Here is a 21,820-nt window from a genome sequence, read left to right as displayed (position 1 = left end):
ACGTCCAGCGCTGCGGATGCTCCGATCGGGGTAGCCACCCGTCTGCGCCACTGGCTTAGTGTTGCCTGCGACAGGAGTTACCAGCCGTTTGCAACATCAGTTTTGTGGTGGCGTGTCTGGCGAAATGGTGAACGCGCAGACGGGCATCTACCCCGTTCGGGCGGTCCTCGCGCCGCCTGCGCGGTGCCCTCACTGCATTCGTCAGCCTGACGGAACGGCCCAGACGGGCGTCCTGCCCGGCTGTGCCTTTCGGCCACGTCCGTGTGGCCGAATCCTGGCTTTCTCATTACGTTCAGCGCTGCGGATGCTCCGATTGGGGTAGCCACCCGTCTGCGCCATTAGCTTAGTGTTGTCTGTGAATAGCTGATTGCGGCTAAACTCTTCGTTTCTCGTGCAGTTTGAGCTAACAGCGACTTCAAGTGTAAGAAGGGGGACAGTCTCTGCGGATGGCGGGCAATCCGCAGCGCTGAGGCGAAGGCAGCAGGCCAGGAGATGCCAGCAAGGAAGCTGGCGTCGGGCTAAGCCGGGCAGGACGCCCGTCTTAGCCGGTCCGGCAGGCCGGATGCCGAAGCCGAAGGCACCGCAAAGCGGCGCGAGGACCGCCCGGCAGCCGCAGAGACTGTCCCCCGATCTCCCAACCCCGGCAGCCGCAGAGACTGTTCCCCGATCTCCTAATGCCCTAATGCCAAAGAAGCCGAATCCCGTTCCCTGTGGTAATTTACTGAACTCAACACCATTACCGCGGAACCTACTCATGACCACCCTGCGCATCGTCCCGCTCACTGACGCAACCGAACATCGCGAAATCATCATCGACTGGCTGTGGCAGGCGTTTGGTAGCGAAGAGAGCCGTGATTTTTTTGCCAGTGTAATCGACAGTAGCCTTGCAGGAAGCGACCTGCCCATCACCTATGTGGCACTTGACGGCGAACGGCCGGTGGGAACGGTGGGGCTGTGGCGCTGCGATCTGATCAGCCGCCAGGATCTGTTCCCGTGGCTGGCAGCGCTGTACATCGATGAAAGCTGGCGTGGGCGGGGACTAAGCGAGCGACTGCAGCAAACCATTATCGACTGCTGCAGACAGCGCGGTGACGAGAATCTCTACCTCTACTCTGCCTGCATGGGCTACTACGAAAAGTTCGACTGGCGCTATATTGGCGACGCGCTGGACTATCCCGCAACCACCGTGCACCTTTACCATAAATCGTTGCAGTCAGACCCTGAACCGCTGAACCGCTGAACCGCTGAACCGCTGAACCGCAGTCGCTTTCGGTTCAGGCAGGCGTTCCTACTGAATGACGGCGCACCAGCGTCGGGCTGAACAGATGTGTCACTTCCGGCAGCGGCTGGCCGTGAGCCAGCGCCAGCGCCAGCATTGCAGCCTGCTGCGCCATGGTGATAATCGGATAACGGACGGTAGTCAGGCGTGGGCGAACGTAGCGTGACACCAGCACGTCGTCGAAGCCGATCAACGAAATCTCTTCCGGCACCCGTACGCCGTTGTCGCTCAGCACCGCCAGCGCACCCGCCGCCATCGAATCGTTATAGCAGGCTACCGCGCTGAAGGTTTTTCCCTGGCCGAGCAGCTCGGTCATCGCCGTTTCGCCGCCCACCTCATCCGGCTCACCGAAAGCGACCAGCCGATCGTTGCAGGGCAGGCCGTGCTCTTTCAGCGCATCGTAATAGCCCTGAAGGCGATCGCTGGAGTCGGAAATAGAATGGTTAGAGCAGAGAAAGGCAATATTTTTATGCCCCTGTTGGATCAGATGCCGTGTCGCCAGCCAGGAGCCGTACCGGTCGTCCAGCGCAATGCAGCGGTGTTCAAAGCCCGGCAGCACGCGGTTCAGCAACACCATACCCGGGATCTGTTTCATCAGGCCGGCCAGCTCTTCGTCGGGGACTTTTTTTGCATGGACGACCAGCGCCGCACAGCGGTGCCGAATCAGCTGCTCAATGGCCTGGCGCTCTTTTTGCTCATTATGGTAGCCATTGCCAATCAGCAGAAAATTACCGGTATTCCATGCCACTTCATCCACCGATTTTACCATCGCGCCAAAGAAGGGATCGGAAACGTCACCGACCACTAACCCAATGGTTTCCGTGGACTGCTGCGCCAGCGCGCGGGCGTTGGCATTCGGATGGTATTTCAGCGATTCCATCGCCTGTGTCACCGCCAGACGCGAATTTTCACTCGCTTTTGGGGAGTGATTGATGACGCGAGAAACGGTTGCTACCGACACCCCCGCGAGTCTGGCGACATCCTTTATGGTAGCCATAGGGTCCAACCTTTCTGGGTAAGCGTTTACATTGCAGTAGTGTTGCGGAAAGCTGCAGTGACTGCAAGCCTGGAGAATGCGTCGGGCGTCGCAAAGCTGAGGATTTTTCTCTTTGAGTTCGCCTGATTGCAGGCCGTTCGTTCTGATAAAGTGAACACGATTTCACTCCGTTACTGAGCGATGCTATTCTGAGTTTCCAGAAAAACCAACACCATGACCGGTTCCTCGCATGACGTTAAAAAAACTCCCTCACCTTGCCCACTGGGGTGCCTTCAGTGCCGTTGTTGAAAATGGCAAACTGCTGCGCTGTGACCCATTTTTCGCTGACCAGGACCCGTCACCGATGCTGAATACCATTCCGGAACTGGTCTATTCGGATAAGCGTATCCGCCAGCCGATGGTGCGTCGCTCGTGGCTGAAGTCCCGGGAGAAGAGCGATCGCACTCTGCGCGGGCGTGAAGACTTTGTTGCAGTGGACTGGGAAACTGCGCTCGACCTGGTTGCCGGGGAAAACCGCCGGGTGCGTGACCGCTACGGCGCCAGCGGAATCTTCGACGGTTCCTACGGCTGGTCATCGGCGGGCCGCGTTAACCATGCCCGCACGTTGGTGCGCCGGTTCTACAACCTTGGCGGCGGCGGCATTGATCAGCAGGGCAACTATAGCTGGGGTGCCGCGCAGTTCTTTTTACCCTATGTGATTGGCACCTATATGCCACTGACTGGCCGCGTTACCGACTGGCCGGATGTGGTCAAACACTGTGAAATTTTTATCGCTTTTGGCGGGCTGGCGCTGAAAAACGCGCAGGTGGCCTCCGGCGGGGCAGGGGAGCACAGCCTGAAGCCCGCGCTACAGCAGCTGGCGGCAAAAGGCACGCCGGTCATCAACATCAGCCCGATGCGCGATGACTGCCCGGAGTTCATCAACGCCGAGTGGATTCCAATCCGCCCGAACACTGATGTGGCGCTGATGCTGGCGTTAGGATTTGAAATTGAGCGGCTGGGCGCGGTGGATAATGCCTTCCTGCAGTCCCACTGCGTAGGCTACCCGCAGCTCAAAAGCTACCTGATGGGGGAAGGCGACGGCCAGCCGAAAACACCGCAGTGGGCCAGTGAGATTACCGGTATTCCGGCCGCGCGCATCGCGCTGCTGGCAAAGCAGCTATGCGGCAAGCGCAGCTTTATTACTTGTTCCTACTCCGTACAGCGCGCCCATCGCGGCGAGCAGCCGTACTGGATGATGATCGCGCTGTCGTCGATGCTGGGGCAGCCAGGCCTGCCGGGGGCCGGTTTCTCATTCGGGCATGGTTCAATGAACAGCGTAGGCAACCCGCGTATTGAAGGTCCGTCGCCGCTGATGTCTACCGGGGTTAACCCGATTGCGCACCGGGCGATACCGGTAGCCCGCATCAGCGATATGCTGCTCAACCCCGGCGAGGACTACACTTTCCAGGGCGAAACGCACACCTACCCGGATATCCATCTGATCCACTGGGCGGGCGGCAACCCGTTCCACCATCATCAGCAGCTGAACCGGCTGGTTGAGGGCTGGCAGCGCCCGGATACGGTTATCGTGCAGGATATCGTCTGGACTCCTGCGGCTCAGATGGCGGATATCGTTCTGCCGGTGACCACCACCCTTGAACGCAATGATATCGGCGGATCGTCCAGGGATCGCTTCGTGCTGGCAATGCATCAGGCGATTGCACCGCAGTATCAGGCGCGCAACGACTTTGATATTTTTGCCGATCTGGCCGAGCGGCTGGGCTATCGCGATACCTTTACCGAAAACCGCAATGAGATGGAGTGGATCAAACATCTCTACCAGCGCTGCGCCGTGGCCCACAATCACAAGGGTATCGACTTCCCGGAGTTTGAAACATTCTGGGAGGAAGGGCACGTGGAGATCCCGCTGCCGAAGGAAGACTGGGTATTTATGGCTGATTTCCGCGCTAATCCGGTGGCCAATCCGATTAAAACCGCCAGCGGTAAAATCGAACTGTTTTCGGAAACGATTGAGGGTTATCAGCTTGCTGACTTTGGCCCGCATCCCGAATGGCGCGAACCCGCTGAGTGGCTGGGGTCGAAGGTTAAACAACGTTTCCCACTGCATATGATTTCCATCCAGCCTGGCGATCGTCTGCATAGCCAGATGGATGCCACGCCAACGGTACAGGCCAATAAAACCGCCGGGCGCGAAACGCTGTGGATGCATCCGCTGGATGCGGCCGAGCGGGGTATCAGCGACGGCAACGTGATTGAAGTCAGTAACGATCGTGGCTGTATTCAGGCCGGTGTTCGCCTGACCGAAGGTGTGAGCCAAAATGTGGTGCTTATTTCCACCGGGGCCTGGTTCGATCCCGGTTTTGGCAAAGCGTGGCAAGACTACGACCGTGCCGGTAATCCCAACGTGCTAACGCTCGATATTGGCACCTCGTCGCTGACTCAGGGACCGAACGCCATGAGCTGCCTGGTGGAGATTCGAAAACTGGCTGAGGTGGTCTGACGGTAAGGGGCCCGGCTCAAATGTTGGCGATACATTGCCAAAACCCCTACAAATCACATAGCTGGTTACATTTTGCGGGTAACTGTTGCGATTCCTGAGTAGCGAGCGAGCGACGTGGATTGCTACAGTTCAGATCCCAGAGGTATTGATGGGTGAACATCAAAAAGTATTTATCGCTTTGTTTCACCAACCTGCGTAGATGCGCAGGTTTTTTTTGCCTGTAATCTAAGGGTTTTCTTATATTTATCTGATTTTATTCATTTTTTTATGAATTTTCTGGATGCCTTTTCCTCTTACTCAATCACGATCTGAAACACTGTTTGCCTGTTAACTCCGAATCATTTTTTGTATAAACGCCAGAGAGTTATCACGCACCCTGTACTGGAAAAAACATGCCTCCCTTGAAAAGATCGCTGGCGAAATCCCAGCCAGCCCCGACGTTAAATCCCGTACGATTCCGCCTTGTCTGTGTGGGCGTGCTGGCATGCCTGGGCGTTCTGCTGGCACGGGTGGCCGATTTACAACTCATCAACCACCCGATGCTGGAGAAAGAGGCGGATGAACGCTCGCTGAGAACCGTCACTCTACCGACGAATCGGGGAACCCTGCTCGACAGGAACGGTGAAGCGCTGGCGCTCAGCGTGCCTTCGCGCGATGTGATTGCCGATCCGCAGCGGGTTTTAGAAGCGCATCCGGATTTTACCAGCGCCAAGTGGGCCTATCTGGCTAATGCGCTGGAGCTCAGGCCGGAAGAGATCGCGGCACAAATCAATGCTAATCCAAATCGCCGCTTCCTTTATCTGGGCAGAAAAATCGAGCTGGGTATCGCGAAAGATATCTCCAAACTTCATCTGACCGGCATTACCACCGTTTATGACGACAGCCGCTTTTATCCCATGAGCGAGGCCACCGCGCCGCTTATCGGTATTGTTGGCGCGGACAGCAACGGACTGACCGGGCTGGAGAAAGGCTTCGATAAGGTCTTACAGGGTACCCCCGGGGTGGAGAAATACCGCCAGGACGCCAACGGTAATATCGTGGCAATGATTAACTACGAACCGCCTCAGCAACCGCCAACGGTGCAGCTGAGTATTGATAAGTTCGATCAATACACCCTGTACAGCAAGCTGCGCGACGGCGTGCTGCTAAATAAAGCCGATTCCGGCGCAGCGGTGCTGATCAAAATCGATACCGGTGAAATCCTCGGGATGGCCTCCTATCCCTCATTTAACCCGAACAATTTTGCCAAAGTGTCACCGGCGCAGATGCGTAACACGGCGATTAATGACAGCTACGAGCCGGGCTCAACGGTTAAACCGCTGGTGGTAATGGAAGGGCTGATCCGCAAGCTGGTTCGCCCAGACTCAGTGCTGGATACCACGCCTTATCGCGTTAACGGCCATTTAATACGCGATGTTGGGCACTGGTCACGGTTAACGATGACCGGCATCCTGCAGAAATCCAGCGATATCGGCGTGTCGCATATTGCACTGGCAATGCCCGCCGAGGTACTGGTGAATACCTATCAGTCATTCGGTCTGGGTAAACCGACCGGGTTGGGGCTGACCGGTGAAAGCGTGGGCTATTTCCCCCTACACCGTCAGCGCTGGGCAGACATTGAACGCGCAACGTTCTCGTTTGGCTATGGTTTACGCGTTACGCCGCTGCAAATAGCCCGGGAGTACGCCACGCTGGGTTCATTCGGCGTTTATCGCCCGCTGTCGATTACCAAGGTAACACCGCCGGTGTTGGGCACGCGCGTTGCCGATGAGGATACGGTCAAAACCGTGGTGCATATGATGGAGAGCGATGCGCTTCCTGGCGGTAGTGGGGTGCGGGCGGCGGTGCCGGGTTATCGGCTGGCGATTAAAACCGGTACGGCGGAAAAAATGGGCGACAGCGGTAAATACGATGGTGGTTACATCAACTATACCGCCGGGGTGGCGCCCGCCAGCAACCCGCAGGTAGCGCTGGTGATTATGATTAACCATCCGACTGCAGGGGATCACTTTGGTGGTTCGGTGGCGGCACCGGTATTTGGCAATGTTATTGGCCCGGTGCTGAAGCATATGAATATCGCGCCGGATGCGCTTTATAACCCAGGTTAGGAAAAACCTCAGATTGTTCAATATGTAAAGAAATGATCGAACGGTCATGACTGGTTGCATTTAGCGCCATTCATTTGCTTTTGTTTGCTGGTTTCAGGATCGGCTTCTGGTGACAATAGGAGTCCCAGAGGTATTGATTGGTGTGAATACAGTCTGCTCCCGGCAGACTGCACCCTGTTCAGTTGCACCAACCCACGTGGATGCGTGGGTTTTTTTTTGTCTGTATCTTCAAAATTTTACTCTTTGTTTCAATCCAGAAGAACGCTCACAACTTTCAATGTTCTGTTTACATCTTTCACCTGAATCCACCAAAGAATTAATTACATTAAGGCTAAGCTGCCTCCAGCACCGTAAGCATCGCATTCTGTTAACGGTGTCAGCCCCTTGATGGTGTTGGTAGCGCGACAAGGGGCGTTCTTATTCCCAGGAGCTGATTACTATGCCGAAACTTAAAGACAGGACGCCTAAAGTCGGTGGACGTTCAGCAGCCTTTCAGCTGCGTATTCACCCGGAGTTGCATGTTCAGATTAAGTCGCTGACTGATGATGACAACATTACCCTTGCCTGCTGGCTCAAGGAGCTGGCGCGACGGGAACTACGTCGGCGGGGAATTGAGCCCAAAGGTTAATCAGGATACAGCCTGCGTAAATGTTCAGGCAGCAGGCTGCAACCAGCGTACTGGTGACCCAGCGTTATAGGGCATTCAACGTATTAAGCAAACAGATTTGACGTAAGCCCAACCATGTTAAGGCTTTGCTCCCCGGTACGTTGCTCACTTGTTATGAGAATAATCACTCTCGTTAATAAATTTAAAGGTTATAGTAAGAGATTAAAATATGAGATCAAGGATACTTCCTCTATGCCTGTTTTTTATGCTTGCAGGCTGCGATCAGGGGACCACAGACAGCACGGTAAAACCGATTAATGTTGGTGTTACAACACTTAAAAGTCAGCCAGTCACGCTATTTACACAACTTCCTGGCAGGACGACAGCGGTCAGGACGGCCGAAGTCCGGCCGCAGGTTAGCGGTATTATTCTCAAACGTCTGTTTGTTGAGGGAAGTGACGTTAAGGCCGGGCAGCCCTTATATCTGATTGATCCCGCCAGTTACCAGGCGACCTACGACAAGGCGCTGGCAACACTGGAAAATGCCCGCCAGCTGGCGACGCGTTACAAACCGCTGATGGAAGCCAGAGCCGTCAGCAAACAAAGCTATGACGATGCCGTTGCCGCAGAAAAGCAGGCGAAGGCAGAGTTAGAAATTGCTCAGGTTAATCTCAACTATACCAACGTTCGTTCACCGATCACCGGCCGAATTGGGCGCTCGTTATATACCGAGGGCGCATTGGTGACCAATGGCCAAAGTAATTACCTCACCACTATCCAGCAGCTAGACCCGATCTATGTGGACGTTAGTGAATCATCGTTACAGTTGTTGCGTCAGCGGCGCGCGCTGGCCGAAGGCAGGTTGCAGGCAGTGGGGGACAATGCCGCGGCAGTTAAGCTGACGCTGGAAGATGGTTCAGACTACGCCCATATGGGCAAGTTGGAGTTCTCGGAAGTGACTGTCGATGAAACCACCGGCAGCATTACGATGCGTGCATTTTTCCCGAATCCCAATCGTGAGCTGCTGCCGGGTATGTTTGTACACGCAGTTCTACCTCAGGGTGTCGATCATCAGGGAATACTGGTGCCGCAGCAGTCCATTATGCACGACCCTAAAGGCCGTCCTTATGTCTACAAAATTGGGGCAGATAATAAAGTGGTTGAGCAGGCTATTAAAACCGGCGAGATGATTAACTCCCAGTGGTTCGTCACTGAAGGACTTAAGTCGGGCGATCGGGTTGTTGTTGATGGATTACAGCTGGTCCGTAATGGCAGCCTGGTTTCGCCCAGTGAGCATCAGCCTAAAGTCTTTAAGCGGGCTAACTTAACCACTGCCGATCCCTCAGCGCAGTAAGGAAAACGGATGTCTAAATTCTTTATTGAGCGCCCTGTCTTTGCCTGGGTTGTGGCAATTCTGGTGATGCTGATGGGGGGATTGTCGATTTTTACCCTGCCGATTAACCAGTATCCGAATATTTCTCCGCCGGCTATCTCTGTACAGGTGACCTACCCCGGCGCCAGCGCCGAGACGGTTCAGAATACCTCTGTACAGGTTATTGAGCAGCAGTTGAACGGCATAGATAACCTGCGCTATATCGAATCGCAAAGTAACAGCGACGGCAGCGCAACAATTATCGTGACCTTCAATCAGGGTACCAATCCCGATATTGCTCAGGTTCAGGTGCAAAACAAAGTGTCACTTGCCGAGTCACAGCTACCCGATGAAGTTGTTAAGCAGGGGATCAACGTTCGTAAATATCAGGCCAACTTTATGCTGGTGGTCAGCCTGATTGCTGACAGCGGTCAGATGAGTAACGGTGACCTCGCCGATTTGCTGGTATCGAAACTCCAGGACTCGATTGCGCGTTCTAATGGCGTGGGTGACTTTATCGTCTTGGGGTCAGAATACGGCATGCGTATCTGGCTGGACCCGGCCAAGCTGTACCAGTTTCAGCTGGTTCCAAGCGATGTGACTAACGCTATCAACAAACAAAACGTCCAGGTATCAAGCGGTAAGCTGGCGGGACTGCCTTCGGTTGAGGGAGCAAAATTCAGCGCCACTATCGTGGGTAAAACGCGTTTCCAAAAGGTCGCACAGTTTGAAAATATCCTGCTAAAAGTGAATCCCGATGGTTCACAGGTTCGCATACGTGATGTGGGAGGAGTTGATTTAGGGCCGCAGGATTACAGTATTTCAGCTACGTACAACGGTAAACCTTCCGCCGGTATTGCCTTACGTCTGGCCAGTGGAGCCAACGTGCTGGATGCCATCGATAGTGTGCGCCAAACCGTAGAAAATGCGATGCCGTCGCTGCCGCCCGGCGTGATAGTTAAGTATCCATACGACACCTCGCCGGTGGTGAGTGCATCGATTAAAGAGGTTGTGAAAACGCTGTTCGAAGCTATCGTGCTGGTGTTTTTCGTTATGCTGATCTTCTTGCAAAACCTCCGCGCTACGCTGATTACCACTATGGTGGTGCCCGTGGTACTGCTGGGTACTTTCGGTGTGCTCGCGGCCTGTGGCTACACGATTAATACGCTGACGATGTTCGGGATGGTACTGGCTATCGGGCTGCTGGTAGATGATGCGATCGTGGTGGTGGAAAACGTTGAGCGTGTGATGCATGAGGAGGGGCTCGATCCCAAGGCCGCGACAATCAAATCTATGGAGCAGATTCAGGGCGCCCTGTTCGGTATTGCCTTGGTGCTTTCGGCAGTATTGCTGCCGATGGCTTTCTTTGCAGGCTCTACCGGTGTTATCTATCGCCAGTTCTCAATCACTATTGTCTCCGCCATGGCGCTTTCGGTGCTAATGGCGATGATTTTCACTCCCGCGCTTTGTGCAACCATCTTAAAACCCGCTTCTGAAGATCATAAAGAGAAAGGGATTGCCGGCTGGTTCAATCGTAAATTTGATGCCGGTACGTTGAAGTACACCAGGAGTGTCGGCACGGTGATTTCCCGCCGCAGCCTGTTCCTGGTTATCTATCTGGCGATGGTTGTTGCAACTGGCGTACTGTTTATGCGGGTGCCAACCTCATTCCTGCCGGATGAAGATCAGGGTGTTTTGATGATGCAGGTGACACTGCCGGGTAACGCTTCCTCAGAACGTACTCAGGAAGTGATTAATGATATGGAAGAGTGGCTGCTGAAAAATCCCGAGGTCATGTCCGTATTCTCCCCTAACGGCTTTAGTTTCTCGGGGCGAGGTGAGAACACCGCGATGTCATTTGTCCTGTTGAAACCCTGGAGTGAACGTAACAGCGAACAGTCGGTCCAGAAGCTGGCAGCTCGTGCGATGGCGCATTTTTCGAAATCAAAAGACGCCAAGATTTATGCGCTTGTACCGCCAGCGGTAATGGAGTTAGGGAACGCGACCGGTTTTGACTTCTTCCTGCAGGATACCCAAAACAAAGGTCATGCCGCATTGATGGCCGCCCGTAATCAGTTTTTGGCCATGGCGGCGAAAGATAAACGCCTGTTCGCCACCCGTCCTAACGGCATGGAAGATGAACCGCAGTATCACTTGATTATTGATGATGAGCGCGCAAGAGCGCTGGGCCTGAATCTTGGTGATATCAACGACACGCTCTCCATTGCCTGGGGGTCGAGTTACGTGAATCAGTTCACCTATGGCGGCCGCGTTAAAAAAGTTTACGTGCAGGGAAATGCCGGTTCCCGCGTAACGCCGGAGGACCTGAAAAAATGGTACTTCCGCAACAGCAGCGGAACGATGGTGCCTTATACGGCTTTCGGTAAAGGCGAGTGGCAGTATGGTTCTCCACGCTATGAACGCTTTAACGGTATTTCCGCAGTAGAAATCATGGGATCGCCTGCCCCGGGATACAGTTCAGGGGAAGCCGTAAAAGCGGTCGAGGAGATTGCTGCCAAATTGCCCCCCGGATTTAAAGTTGAGTGGCACGGGTTGTCATATGAAGAACAGATGTCGGGTTCACAAACGCCTGCGCTGTATACGATCTCTCTGATCGTCGTGTTTCTCTGTCTTGCCGCTCTGTATGAAAGTTGGTCAATACCGTTTTCCGTTATCCTCGTTGTACCGCTTGGGGTATTGGGGACCGTGCTGGCCGTGTTGATGCGGGGATTAGAGAACGATGTGTTCTTCCAGGTTGGCCTGCTGACGACGGTTGGGCTGGCGGCGAAAAACGCTATTTTGATCGTTGAATTTGCCAAAGACCTTCATGAGAAAGAGGGGATGGGGTTAGTGGAAGCGGCAACAGAGGCGGCAAAACTTCGTATCAGGCCAATCATTATGACCTCGATGGCGTTTATCCTCGGTGTGATGCCACTAACGATTTCACACGGTGCGGGTGCAGGGAGCCAGCACTCGATTGGTACAGCCGTTGTGGGCGGCATGTTTACGGCGACTTTCCTGGCGATTTATTTTGTGCCGATGTTTTACGTCGTCGTTTCGCAGCTATTCGCCGGCAGGAATAAAAAAGAAAAAGAGGTGCAGAACCATGATGCATAAGACTTTATCAATGGGGCTGTTGCCGGTACTGATGCTGGTTGGTTGTACGATGGAACCTGACTATCATCGACCGTCATTGCCTGTTGCCGGTCATTATACAGAGCAGGGGCAGCATTTGAACGGCAATGGTGCAGATATCCGGTGGCAAAACTTTTTCACCGATCCGGTGATGCATAAACTGATCGCCCAGGCACTGGAGAACAACCGAGATTTGCGGGTTGCGGCGCTGAATGTTGAAGTTGCGCGATCGCAGGTAACGGTTGCTCGTTCCGCGCTGATGCCTTCCGTCGATCTTAATGCCGGTGAAACGGCCGCTCACCTGCCGGGGAACCTCTACAATACCGGGCCGGGCGGTGGCGTCACCTACCATCAGTTTGATGCTAATTTCGGCGTGACCGCATGGGAACTGGACTTTTTTGGTCGCCTGCGTAGCCTCAGTCACAGCGCACTGGAACGTTATCTGGCGATGGACGCCACCCAGCGTGCAACACGCATCAGTTTGATTTCGCAGGTGGCGGCAAGTTATCTGTCGCTCTGTTCGGATAATGAACTGCTGAAACTGGCGCAGAGCACGGCACAAAGCCAGCAGGACTCTTATGATCTGATCAAACGCAGTTACGAAGGGGGCATGAGTACCGAACAGGATCTGGTTCAGGCCGAATCCCTCGTGCGTATTGCCCAGGCGGATGTGACTACCTACAGCCGACAGGTCCGACAGGATGTGAATGCGCTGACATTGCTGGTCGGCAGCGATTTGCCTGTGGATTTACTGGCGGGAGCCAGCCTGCAAAAAGAGTGGAACTTCCCGGCAACGCCGGCCGGTTTGCCCTCAGAACTACTGACCAACCGCCCTGATATCATTGCTGCAGAGCATACGTTGTTGTCTGCGAATGCCAATATTGGCGCAGCGCGTGCGGCATTTTTCCCCAGTATCAGCCTGACGGCAATGGGGGGATCGACATCAGGCAGGCTGAGCGATTTGCTTAGCGGTGGTACTGCGGCATGGGCCGTTAGTCCGGCTATTGATCTGCCGATTTTCCGAGGCGGAGAAAACGTCGCTAATCTGAATATTGCCAAGCTGCAAAAACGTATTGAAATTGCTGACTACGAAAAAACGATTCAGACAGCATTTAAAGAGGTGGGTGATGCACTCGCTGGTCAGGAAACTTATAAAGATGAGCTGTATGCACGTCAGTTGGATGAACAGGCAAGTCAGAGAAACTACGATCTGGCTTCTATTCGCTATCGCGAAGGGGTAGATAATTTTCTGAATGTGTTGGTAGCGCAGCGATCGTTATACAGTTCGCAGCAGCTATTAATTACCACCAGGTTAGGTCAGCTGACTCAGCAGATAATGCTCTATAAAGCGCTGGGCGGAGGGTGGAAATCATAGCATTAAGCCTGTTTTAAACTCTGCTGTATTGATCGATTTTTCGCTAAATATTACGTATTCATGCCGGGTTTCGAGAGGGGGAAACCCGGTCATCGATTAGTTATTAATACTGAACTGGGTTATTTTTTCCAACCCATAGAGGTAGCCATCAGCTCAGGATCAATTCCTGTTTTGTTACACCATGCATTAAATGCAGGAACCAGGCCTCTGAGTAGTTGTCCGGTTTTAGAATCGGTTACAGACAGCGGATTCATATGATGTTGCTTCATCCACTGGAGGTACTGACCAAAATCGTCATAGTTGGTGTAAAGAATATTCTCCAGAAGACCCGCACCTGATACGTTATTCATTTCAGTCTGGCATAATTCCTTCATTCTAATTCTCCTTGGTTAAATGAATTTGCTTTTTTCACAGCAGGTGCATTCTAGGGTTGTTTTTATTTTTATATAATAGTGCGTTTATTTAAATTAGACGTTTTTTTCTTTTTATTGTTTGATCTTTTTGAGGGTTTGTTTATTGGGTTGTTAGGGAATTGTTATGAGTGGCAGGTTTTTTGGTTTTTTTATCCGTTAATTATCATGAGCTGTAGGACTGTCATTTGAATTTTGTCAAAAAAGCCCGGAATTTCCGGGCTTTTTAACGTGCTTATTAGTGACCTTTGTAAGACGACCAACCGTTGATAGTTGCTGAGCGTAATGGGTCGATATTCATTTCATTACACCAGTTTTCGTAAGCCTCCTGCACGCCAGGAACGTTTGGGCTCAGTGGATCAAGTTTATTAGTCTTCATAACGCTTAAGTACTCTCCGAAGTCTTTATAATTATTATAGTCCACACCCCCAGTAGCGAGTGAGCCAGCACCGGATACATGGTTCATTTGTTCTTGGTTTAATGTTTTCATTTTGATATGTCCTTATTTCTATAGTGAAGTTCTGGCGAATGTGCCAGAAAGGGAATTGTACATAACCTTCTGCGAAAAAGTAAATAATTTTTTTTTGATTTTTTATCTCTGGAGCCATGGTGGTATGGTTTTTTTAAATGAGTGTTTATCTTCGTTATTTTTTTGAAATGCTTTTTGGAGATTTTTTTTGATTTGTTTTTATTGTATCCAGATAATTCTAAATTTCTTTGGGTTATTGTGTCAGAAATAATCTTTGTTTTTTTTCAATTTGTGGTGATTTAAGATTTATTTTTGGGTTGGTTAATAGTGCGGATTTTATCTATTATTTATTTCTGATTCTGAGGTCTGGTTGTAATTAAATAATAAAGTATTGCTGAGTGGCGGGGATTATCTTTATGTCTAATACATGCATCAATCGAACGGGTGAGAATAATGAAGTCCTGCCAGAGCTAACGTCTTCATTTCACATTTAAAAAGTTGAGTTACGCTACTTTATCTTGCATTGTTACACTCATCTTGCAACCTGCTACGGAGCTGGCAACGTGATCTCTTTCCTTAAGTTACTCTTCCGGTTGATTTTTCGGGCCCAACTGACGGGCGATCTTTCGGGCTTATACAAGCACAAGGTGTTAATCACCCCAAACCATATGTCATTCCTTGATGGCATGCTGCTGGCCGTTTTCCTGCCGGTGAAACCGGTGTTTGCCGTTTACACCTCGATCAGTGAGCAGTGGTACATGCGCTGGCTGAGCCGTTTTATTGACTTTGTGCCGCTCGACCCGACGAAACCGATGTCGATTAAGCACCTGGTGAAACTGATTGCCCAGGGCCGGCCGGTAGTGATTTTCCCCGAGGGGCGCATTACCGTTACTGGCTCGCTGATGAAAATCTACGACGGAGCGGGTTTTGTTGCGGCAAAATCGCAGGCAACGGTAGTTCCGATTCGTATTGAGGGCGCCGAATATACGCCTTTCGGGCGCCTGGCCGGCGTGTTCAAACGCCGCCTGTTTCCAAAAATCTCTCTTACCGTATTACCTGCAACAACGATTTCGATGCCGGAAGCTCCTCGTGCCCGCGATCGTCGCAGGCTGGCGGGAGAGCATTTGCACCATATTATGATGGAAGCACGGATGGCGGTGCGTCCTCGTCAGACGATTTATCAGGCTTTTCTGGCGGCACGTGTGCGCTATGGATACTTCAAACCCTGCATCGAGGACATTAACTTTACGCCAGACAGCTACACCGGCCTGCTGAAAAAATCACTGGGCGTTGGCCGGATTCTGCAGCGTTACACGCAGCAGGGTGAATATGTTGGCCTGCTGTTGCCCAATGCAACGGTCACTGCTGCAGCGATCCTGGGGGCAACCCTGCGTGGACGTATTCCCGCTATGCTCAATTACACCGCCGGTGTTAAAGGGCTTACCAGTGCACTGACGGCGGCTCAGGTAAAAACCGTGTTCACCTCGCGTCAGTTTCTTGATAAAGGCAAGTTGTGGCATCTGCCGGAAGGTATCCCCGACATTAAGTGGATATTTCTGGAAGATTTAAAAGATACCGTCACCACCCGGGACAAACTATGGGTTCTCAGTCGCTTGCTGATGCCGTCACTGGCAGAAGTGAAGCAGCAGCCTGAAGACGCCGCGATGGTGCTGTTTACTTCAGGTTCCGAGGGGCATCCAAAAGGGGTTGTTCACTCCCATAAAAGCCTGCTGGCTAACGTCGAGCAGATCCGTACGGTCGCTGATTTTACTCCGCGCGATCGCTTTATGTCCGCGCTGCCGCTGTTCCACGCCTTTGGTCTGACCGTGGGATTGTTTACGCCATTGATGACCGGTGCTGAGGTCTTCCTCTATCCCAGTCCGCTGCACTATCGCATTGTGCCGGAGCTGGTCTACGATCGTAACTGTACCGTGCTGTTCGGTACCTCAACCTTCCTCGGTAACTATGCTCGTTTTGCCCAGCCGTATGATTTTGCCCGCCTGCGTTACGTGGTGGCCGGGGCTGAAAAGCTGCAGCAGAGCACGCGTGATGCCTGGTTTGAGAAGTTTGGTATCCGCATCCTGGAAGGCTATGGTGTGACCGAGTGCGCGCCGGTGGTGGCGATTAACGTGCCGATGGCCGCGCGATCGCATACCGTTGGCCGCATCCTGCCGGGAATGGATTCACGGCTGATTTCCGTGCCCGGTATTGAAGAAGGCGGGCTGCTGCAGCTTAGTGGCCCAAACATTATGAAAGGTTATTTACGCGTTGAACGTCCTGGCGTTCTTGAAGCACCACAGGCGGATAACGGTGAGGGGCGGATGGAGAGCGGCTGGTACGATACGGGTGATATCGTCAGCTTTGACGATGCTGGTTTCTGCCAGATCCAGGGGCGCGTGAAGCGTTTTGCGAAAATCGCCGGTGAAATGGTTTCGCTGGAGAGCGTAGAGCTGATTGCGCTGAAGGCGTCTGATGAAAAACAGCATGCGGCGACGATTAAGCCGGACGGCAATCGCGGTGAAGCTCTGGTGCTGTTTACCACCGACGGCGAATTGACTCGCGAACGTTTACAGCGTGCGGCACGTGAGCTGGGTAGCCCTGAATTGGCGATCCCGCGCGATATTCGGGTGCTGAAACAGTTACCGATGCTCGGCAGCGGCAAGACGGATTTTGTTACGCTGCGTGAAATGGCCGAACGGCCAGAGGAGACTCATGAATAGCCAGATTGCCGGATCAAAACCATTATTGTCGAAGGGAATGATCGCGGTGATTGCCGCCCAGTTCCTCTCCGCTTTTGGTGATAATGCCCTGCTGTTCGCTACTCTGGCGGTGCTGAAGCAGCTGGTCTATCCCGACTGGAGCCAGCCGATTCTGCAGATGGTCTTCGTTGCCACCTATATCGTTCTGGCTCCTTTTGTGGGCCAGGTGGCCGACAGTTTTGCGAAAGGCCGGGTGATGATGTTTGCCAACGGCCTCAAGCTGCTCGGCGCACTGACAATCTGCGTTGGGCTGGACCCCTTCCTCGGCTATGGCCTGGTTGGCATTGGTGCGGCAGCCTATTCCCCGGCCAAGTACGGGATTCTGGGTGAGCTGACTGATGGTGAAACGCTGGTAAAAGCCAACGGCCTGATGGAGTCCTCGACAATTGCCGCTATCCTGCTTGGCTCCGTCGCCGGGGGTTATCTTGCCGACCTCAACCTGACCAGTGCACTGCTGGCCTGTGTCGCCGCCTATGCGCTGGCGGTCGTTGCTAACCTGATGATCCCGAAACTGGCAGCGGCCCGCAGCGGCCAGTCCTGGCGACCCGCCGCGATGTCCTCCAGCTTCTTCCGCGCCTGCCGCGTGCTGTGGCGAGACGGTGAAACTCGCTTCTCGTTGGTCGGCACCAGCCTTTTCTGGGGGGCGGGAGTTACGCTGCGCTTTCTGCTGGTACTGTGGGTGCCGGTGGCGCTGGGTATCACCGACAATAAAACCCCAACGATGCTCAATGCGATGGTTGCTGTCGGCATTGTGTTTGGTGCCGCAGCGGCAGCGAAACTGGTGACGCTGAAAACCGTCGGGCGCTGTATGCCTGCTGGTGTGTTAATCGGTGTTGCGGTGGTGGCTTTCTCATTACAGCATACGGCGCTGAACGCCTACGTGCTGCTGGCGATCATCGGAATGCTGGGCGGTTTCTTTGTGGTACCGCTGAATGCGCTGCTGCAAATGCGCGGTAAGCAGACGGTGGGGGCCGGGAATGCGATTGCGGTGCAGAACCTTGGTGAAAATACGGCGATGCTGGTGATGCTGGGGCTTTATTCCCTTGCAATTAAGCTGGGCGCACCACCGGTTGCAACCGGCGTCGGGTTTGGTGCACTGTTTGCACTGGCTATCGCCGTTCTGTGGGGCTGGCAGTTGGCGCAGAAGCGTAAGGCTGTTGCTTCATAATCAGCGTTTCATAATGCTGATGTGCTGATGTGCTGATGTGCTGATGTGCTGATGTGCTGATGTGCTGATGTGCTGATGCGGGGCCTGTTGGCCCCGCAAACATTTATGCAAATCCGTTAAGGTGCGGGATAAGTATAACGGCGGTGGATTGCTTCCAGCTCGTCAATAATTTCGGCATCCAGAGTCAGGCCGTAACTGTCAATATCAACAGTGAGCTGTTCCAGCGTTGTTGCTCCCAGCAGCGTGCTGGCAACGAACGGTTGCTGACGCACAAATGCCAGCGCCATTTGCGAAGGATCGAGTCCGTGGCGCTGCGCCAGCGCAACATACTCGCTAATTGCTAACTGAGCCTGCTCGCCGCTGTAGCGTGTAAAGCGGCTGAACAGCGTATTGCGCGCACCCGCAGGCTTCGCGCCGTTCAGATACTTTCCACTCAGCGTACCAAAAGCCAGGCTGGAGTAGGCCAGCAGTTCCACACCTTCATGCTGGCTGATTTCTGCCAGTCCCAGCTCGAAGCTGCGGTTTAACAGGCTGTAAGGGTTCTGGATACTGACGATTCGCGGCAGCTCATGTTTTTCGGCCAGCTGCAGGTAGCGCATCACGCCCCATGGCGTTTCGTTTGAAACTCCGATGTAACGAATCTTTCCAGCGCGAACCTGTTCGGTCAGTGCTTCCAGGGTTTCCAGCAGCGTCACCTGCGCGGTGTTATCGGTATACTGATAGTTCAGCTTGCCGAAATAGTTGGTCTGACGCTGAGGCCAGTGCAGCTGGTATAAATCGATATAGTCCGTGTTGAGTCTTTTCAGGCTGGCGTCCAGCGCTTCACGAATATTTTTGCGATCCAATGCCTGATTGGGGCGAATCGAGGCATCCGCACCGCGTACCGGACCCGCCACTTTAGAAGCCAGTACGATTTTGTCGCGGCAGCCGCGCGCTTTCAGCCAGCTGCCAATATATTTTTCAGTTAACCCCTGGGTTTCCGGGCGCGGCGGCACCGGGTACATCTCTGCTGTGTCAATCAGATTTATGCCGCGGCTAAGCGCCAAATCAAGCTGGGCATGCGCATCGGCTTCGCTGTTTTGTTCCCCAAACGTCATGGTACCCAGGCCAAGAGAGCTGACTTCAAGTGTGCTGTGGGGGATACGGTGATAATGCATGGCAGGCTTCCTTTTTTCATTATTAAAAGGTCAGGGACATCAGCTGCGTCCGCAACAGGGGATAGTGGCAATAGATTGCGACGTCTGTGCTTACAGAATCAGAACCCGGTTTTCGACTATAACCGCCAGGTGCGGGAGGTGAAAGAGGGATTACCCGTCAGAGAGAGGAAAGCATATCGTTTGCCATCTGAAATATCAGCGCCAGATGGCAAATCAGGGTTTAGCGCTCAACGATCGAAGAGATTTCATCGCTGTTAATCTGTATTTCATGGCCGGATTCATCAACGTATTTCACCAGTCCAGTTTCTTTATCAATACTTGGCTTACCGTCGGTCATAATCATTTTGCCGTCTTTGGTCGCCATCACGTAGTCGCTACTGCAGCCACTAACCAGCATTGATACACTCAGCGCCGCAATACCTAACATCCACTTCATACTTGCCCCCCTTAATATTTATTACTGTGTTGAGTGTAGTAATAAACTATTTTCCCTGTAGTGATAATTTCATCAGTCTGAAAATGGACTGCATGTGGTGCGTATTATTGACATTCGGATAATTTTCCGCAAATCAGCAGGAAAACTACAGTAAAAAATGGCGGGCCAGCAGCGCTGCCGTGAAGGTTTTTTTCAGATAAAAGCCGCGCGGCAGGGTCACAATGGGTTGCCCATGGCGGCCAATACCCTCGGTCAGCGCTTTACTGTTCGCCGCCTTGGGGCGGATTTGCAAAACCTCGCCGTGGCGGGCGGTGATTTGTTCAACCTGACCCAGCACAATCATATCCATCAGCTCTTCCCAGTCGCGTTGTAGCTGTTGTTCCTCTTCACTATTGGGGCTCCAGAGCAGCGGTGCGCCAACGTGGCGCTCTGCCAGTGGAATAGTTCGTTCGCCCTCAACCGGTATCCACAGTACGCGCTCGAGCTTATGTCGCACGTGGCTGTTTTGCCAGGTGACGCCGCTATTACCGGTCAACGGTGCGACACAAACGAAGGTGGTTTCAAGCGGACGCCCGCCAGCATCCACGGGAATCGTTTTTAGCTCTACGCCAATCTCGGCAAAATCCTGCTCCGGCTTACTGCCTGCGCTGGCACCAAGATAACGTTCCAGTAGCATCCCCACCCAGCCCTTGTCTCGTTTAAGATCTCGCGGAATCGGTAAACTTATACGCTGGGCAAGTTCTCCGAGAGTATAACCGGCAAGCGCAGTGGCTCTGGCCACCAGTTCGGTTTCATCACGAGGGGGAGGAACGAGGAAAGGAGCACCTGTCATTGCGATATCCAAATCTGTTTAAAAAACAACCTCTCAGTTCCGGCGTTACACGGCTTAACGCTAATTCTGGGGGTAAGCATAATAATAGCATGATAAATCATGTTTTTTATTGCCCCTATTGAAGGGGGGGGGCCCATACTCAAACAAGTTTTACCCACCTTGTCACCGACAGTGAACAGGATCTTCTACGTAGTTATCCACAGAAAAATGGGATAACTCACATTTAAAAATAATACTGTTTCAATTTACAGCCTTGACGCAGGGGGTTTTGGCAACTTTAGCCCCTTTCATGTGCAACTAATCAACATATTCTGTGGATAAACCATTTGGTGTTCGATCTTTCGCCAGTTGCCAGAAGCCCGTCTGTGACGGCATCATGACAACGTATGATTTAGCGTGAAAACGTCGTTAAAGTTTATGATTAATCTAGGGTTATTTCTTTTTTGTGCGAGGTATTTCCAAACGTTGAACAAAGTTTTCCCCATCTGTTAACTGAGTTCTGCACAAAGCTATCCACAGAAAACGTGAATAAGATCGCTTTTTTGCCCCTGTTTCTGTTTATAACTCGGCCTGGTGGAAGCAGTTATCCAAGATCGACGCCGACTAACAGGCACAAACCAGTGGTTTACCGCCTGTAAGGAGTGTGAAACAATCAGAACATCCAGTTTTAGTTTGAGGTAGTCCGGTGATCGATGATGATGGCTACCGCCCGAATGTTGGTATCGTAATTTGTAACAGGCAGGGACAGGTTGTGTGGGCAAGGCGCTATGGCCAACACTCCTGGCAGTTTCCTCAGGGAGGGATTAATCCTGGCGAGACGGCGGAACAGGCGATGTACCGCGAACTTTTCGAGGAAGTCGGTTTGAGCCGTAAGGATGTTCGCATCCTTGCATCTACCCGTAACTGGTTACGATATAAATTGCCAAAACGTTTGGTGCGTTGGGACACAAAGCCGGTTTGTATCGGCCAAAAACAGAAGTGGTTTCTTCTGCAGCTGTTGTGCAATGACGCGGATATCAATATGCAAACCAGCAGCACGCCGGAGTTTGACGGCTGGCGCTGGGTCAGTTTCTGGTATCCGGTGCGCCAGGTGGTCTCTTTTAAACGCGATGTTTACCGCCGCGTAATGAAAGAGTTTGCCAGCGTGGTTATGCCCCTGCAGGAGAATACCGCGCAGAGAAATACGCAAGGCTTTCGAAGGAAGAGAGGTTAA

Annotated in this window: 16 protein-coding genes; 10 read left to right on the top strand and 6 right to left on the bottom strand. The window is 52.8% G+C overall.

Annotation, left to right across the window (positions count from 1 at the left end; all coding sequences use genetic code 11):
• The first annotated feature begins 763 nt into the window (after positions 1-763).
• On the top strand, positions 764-1,240 hold the full coding sequence (locus tag AC07U6_RS07700; RefSeq protein ID WP_494764544.1) for a GNAT family N-acetyltransferase: 477 nt from the start codon (positions 764-766) through the stop codon (positions 1,238-1,240).
• 34 nt (positions 1,241-1,274) lie between these two features.
• Here the strand turns inward: AC07U6_RS07700 and galR are convergent, their stop codons facing one another.
• Positions 1,275-2,276: an HTH-type transcriptional regulator GalR gene (gene galR / locus AC07U6_RS07695; protein ID WP_494763701.1), complete on the bottom strand. Its 1,002-nt coding sequence runs from the start codon at positions 2,274-2,276 to the stop codon at positions 1,275-1,277.
• A gap of 229 nt (positions 2,277-2,505) precedes the next feature.
• Here galR and AC07U6_RS07690 point away from each other — a divergent pair, with 229 nt between their 5' ends.
• The 6 genes from AC07U6_RS07690 to AC07U6_RS07665 all read left to right on the top strand — a co-directional run bounded on the left by AC07U6_RS07690 (position 2,506) and on the right by AC07U6_RS07665 (position 13,376).
• Complete coding sequence (locus AC07U6_RS07690; RefSeq protein WP_494763700.1) at positions 2,506-4,779, top strand: molybdopterin guanine dinucleotide-containing S/N-oxide reductase; 2,274 nt, start codon at positions 2,506-2,508, stop codon at positions 4,777-4,779.
• A gap of 392 nt (positions 4,780-5,171) precedes the next feature.
• Positions 5,172-6,887, top strand: a complete 1,716-nt coding sequence (locus AC07U6_RS07685; protein WP_494763699.1) for a penicillin-binding transpeptidase domain-containing protein — start codon at positions 5,172-5,174, stop codon at positions 6,885-6,887.
• A gap of 439 nt (positions 6,888-7,326) precedes the next feature.
• Positions 7,327-7,515 carry a toxin-antitoxin system HicB family antitoxin gene (locus AC07U6_RS07680; RefSeq protein ID WP_494763698.1) on the top strand — a complete coding sequence of 63 codons (189 nt, stop codon included), beginning with the start codon at positions 7,327-7,329 and terminating at the stop codon, positions 7,513-7,515.
• A 208-nt stretch (positions 7,516-7,723) separates the two neighbouring features.
• Positions 7,724-8,848, top strand: a complete 1,125-nt coding sequence (locus AC07U6_RS07675; protein ID WP_494763697.1) for an efflux RND transporter periplasmic adaptor subunit — start codon at positions 7,724-7,726, stop codon at positions 8,846-8,848.
• Between the two features lie 9 nt (positions 8,849-8,857).
• Positions 8,858-11,983 (top strand): efflux RND transporter permease subunit, encoded by a 3,126-nt coding sequence (locus AC07U6_RS07670; protein ID WP_494763696.1) that lies wholly within the window; start codon positions 8,858-8,860, stop codon positions 11,981-11,983.
• Positions 11,973-13,376, top strand: coding sequence for an efflux transporter outer membrane subunit (locus AC07U6_RS07665; RefSeq protein WP_494763695.1), 1,404 nt, complete (start codon positions 11,973-11,975; stop codon positions 13,374-13,376). Before AC07U6_RS07670 ends, AC07U6_RS07665 begins: the two co-directional genes overlap by 11 nt.
• A 119-nt stretch (positions 13,377-13,495) precedes the next feature.
• On the opposite strand, the gene AC07U6_RS07660 is transcribed toward AC07U6_RS07665, so the two are convergent.
• Both AC07U6_RS07660 and AC07U6_RS07655 read right to left on the bottom strand, forming a co-directional pair.
• Positions 13,496-13,750, bottom strand: coding sequence for a hypothetical protein (locus AC07U6_RS07660; protein ID WP_494763694.1), 255 nt, complete (start codon positions 13,748-13,750; stop codon positions 13,496-13,498).
• A gap of 274 nt (positions 13,751-14,024) precedes the next feature.
• Complete coding sequence (locus tag AC07U6_RS07655) at positions 14,025-14,276, bottom strand: hypothetical protein (RefSeq protein ID WP_494763693.1); 252 nt, start codon at positions 14,274-14,276, stop codon at positions 14,025-14,027.
• A gap of 542 nt (positions 14,277-14,818) precedes the next feature.
• Here AC07U6_RS07655 and aas point away from each other — a divergent pair.
• Complete coding sequence (gene aas / locus AC07U6_RS07650; protein WP_494763692.1) at positions 14,819-16,975, top strand: bifunctional acyl-ACP--phospholipid O-acyltransferase/long-chain-fatty-acid--ACP ligase; 2,157 nt, start codon at positions 14,819-14,821, stop codon at positions 16,973-16,975.
• Complete coding sequence (gene lplT, locus AC07U6_RS07645; protein ID WP_494763691.1) at positions 16,968-18,182, top strand: lysophospholipid transporter LplT; 1,215 nt, start codon at positions 16,968-16,970, stop codon at positions 18,180-18,182. Before aas ends, lplT begins: the two co-directional genes overlap by 8 nt.
• A gap of 116 nt (positions 18,183-18,298) precedes the next feature.
• Here lplT and AC07U6_RS07640 read toward each other — a convergent pair whose 3' ends face one another.
• From AC07U6_RS07640 to mutH, 3 genes are all read right to left on the bottom strand, one after another.
• On the bottom strand, positions 18,299-19,339 hold the full coding sequence (locus AC07U6_RS07640) for an NADP(H)-dependent aldo-keto reductase (RefSeq protein WP_494763690.1): 1,041 nt from the start codon (positions 19,337-19,339) through the stop codon (positions 18,299-18,301).
• Between the two features lie 220 nt (positions 19,340-19,559).
• Positions 19,560-19,775: a YgdI/YgdR family lipoprotein gene (locus AC07U6_RS07635; RefSeq protein ID WP_494763689.1), complete on the bottom strand. Its 216-nt coding sequence runs from the start codon at positions 19,773-19,775 to the stop codon at positions 19,560-19,562.
• Positions 19,776-19,920: 145 nt separating this feature from the next.
• On the bottom strand, positions 19,921-20,607 hold the full coding sequence (gene mutH / locus AC07U6_RS07630; RefSeq protein WP_494763688.1) for a DNA mismatch repair endonuclease MutH: 687 nt from the start codon (positions 20,605-20,607) through the stop codon (positions 19,921-19,923).
• Between the two features lie 685 nt (positions 20,608-21,292).
• Here mutH and rppH point away from each other — a divergent pair.
• On the top strand, positions 21,293-21,820 hold the full coding sequence (gene rppH / locus AC07U6_RS07625; protein ID WP_123331008.1) for an RNA pyrophosphohydrolase: 528 nt from the start codon (positions 21,293-21,295) through the stop codon (positions 21,818-21,820).

The sequence above is a fragment of the Erwinia sp. GW821-FHT03D09 genome (genome assembly GCF_059420805.1).
Note: the sequence above shows the minus strand (reverse complement) of the source record. Positions and strands in the feature narration are given on the sequence as shown.